1 protein-coding gene is annotated in these 2,193 nt (G+C 61.8%); it reads left to right on the top strand.

Going from position 1 to position 2,193, the window contains the following annotated elements:
* Positions 1 to 2,193, top strand: a 2,193-nt coding sequence (locus tag BW950_RS15210) for a hypothetical protein (RefSeq protein ID WP_200796853.1), incomplete at both ends; no start/stop codon positions are given.

The raw sequence follows: 2,193 nt of genomic DNA, 5'->3' as shown, positions 1-2,193 counted from the left end.
GGCACCTGGCTGTCCTCCTTCAGCACGCCCGGGGATGTCGAACGGATCGACGAGGAAAAAAATCACATCACCACGGTCTATCTCCATGACTACGTCGCGCGGTTGCAGGAATACGCCGATCGCTACAAAGAGTATCAAGAGCGCTACGAACGATTCATCGAAGAGAAGGTGCCCGTTACGGCACCCCGCACCGGCGGGAGCGAGCGGCATGCACGCGCGTTGTATGAAGCCCTGGGGCTGAATATCGACACGCTCCTCGGCGAATACCCCTTGGCCGAACGTTGTGTCTATGGCGATGCGTACCAACAGTGGAAGGAACAACACCGGGAACGCGCCGCCGACCTGCTCATGCCCATGGAGCAGCTTGGCGTGCTATCGGCGGCGATCCTTGATCAACCGGTGTTTCACGCCTCGCTTATCGACTATGACTACAGCAGCGACCGGGCGGAACAGCAGAAAGGGGAGGTCATATTCGGCAAGGCGATGGAGCGCCTCAGTAACACCATGCCGGTGTTCGACGCCCTCGCGCGCCGGTTTGACGAGGCCGATGTGAAGGTCCAGCGGTTCTTCAGCGACCACAACCTGAGTGAGACCGACCCTCCGAAGATCGACGACCTTGCCGCCGAGATCGGCGAAGATAACTGGATAGCACGCTTCATAAGCGGTGCGAAAACGATCCAGGAAACCGACCAGCCCTTGAGCGAAGGTACCGCCTGTGTGCTTGAGATGCTCAGTCATGCGATCGCCATGAAAGATGAGCCCCTGGTGGTGTGGAAGCGGATCGTAGACCGGCGATACAAAACCGGCCTGGTCTCGACAAGTAAAGCCAACATGGCCGCCCGACAGGCGCGGTACCCGAATCCAGATGCCTGGGGACGTGCGATGAACGAACGCTACAGTCATCGGTATGGGCCTATCGAAGCGAAACGACGTGATGGAATCTGGTACGCCGAGTATGAAGGGTTGGGCATTGATACGAGGGGGAAGCGGCGGCTTCAGGGCATTCACGAGGGGGTTGAGTCCTTTCAGAGGGCGTACGCCCTGTTCCAGGTGGCCATGAGCATCTATGATCTCACGCAGGCTGACGGCAACGACGAACGACTCAGCGCGACAATCCGGGTTGCCGAGAACGTGGTATCGCTTGCCTCGAACATGGCTGCCGCCGGGAGCCTCTGGGGGCCGGGCCTGAACATGCTCCTGGCCGCATGGAATCAACAGGAAGCGCTTGCGGCGATGCAGCGGGCAGCGCGGGCACAGCAACCGCGCGAGGCGCTCGCTCACGCAGGAGCAAACGCTGGAAGAGCGATCGAGATGACCGGCGCAACGATGACCATGAAGTACGCGATTGCGGCCAAGGCCGGAGCGAAAATCGGCGGGGTGATCGGCTTAAAAGGTGGCGGCCTGGGCGCGATCCCCGGTGCGCTGCTCGGGGCAATTGTGGCGCTCGCCGGAGCGCTTGTTACGGGGCTCTTCCAGCGGCTTGCCGGGCGGCTGCGGCGGGAGGATTACGAGCAGTGGCTCGAGCATACCTTCTGGGGCACCAGCTACGCCGGAGCGGGCTTCTGGGCAAATACCATCGGCCAGGACGGACCGGAGCGGACCTGGGAGTGGCTCCCGGCGAGGGTCGGCGAGTTCCGCGATGATCTGGAGTTGCAACTGTTTGCCTTCGAGGCGCTTAATAACCGCTATGAAGTAACCCTGGAGTATCACGATCTGTACCGCGTCTCGCGGGGGTTCTTCCGCCGTGGCGAGGTGAGCCCCCTGTCGCTTCTGGAGATCGTGATCGATATGCCGCCGGTGGAAGACCCGACGGAGCTGCGTCTGGAGCAGCTTGTTTTTGAGGGAAACGGCTACCGCGCCGACCTGAGCGAACAGGTGCGATCCTGCGGCAATCTCCTGGGCGAAGCGGCGAGCACGAAGCTGCGCGATGCCGCGACGGGCCGCTACGAGTACCGGCTGCGGCTGTGCGACAAGAGCACCACGGCGGCGCTGAAAGCCTGGAGCGACGCATGGATAGCCGAGCGGTCTGCCCGCTACCGCGCGATCCTTGCGTTGCCCGAGTTTGATCTGAATGACGGCTATTGGAAGAAACTCCGTCAGGGGATGAAGGAGCTGCCCCTGCGCTGCCGCAACCTGCGCACACAGCTTTTTGTGCTTGGAAACCTGCGGGGACAGAACCAGCGGGGTTCTCTG

It is taken from the genome of Alkalispirochaeta americana (assembly GCF_900156105.1).
Classification (GTDB): domain Bacteria; phylum Spirochaetota; class Spirochaetia; order DSM-27196; family Alkalispirochaetaceae; genus Alkalispirochaeta; species Alkalispirochaeta americana.
This window is presented reverse-complemented; position numbering and strand designations above follow the sequence as displayed.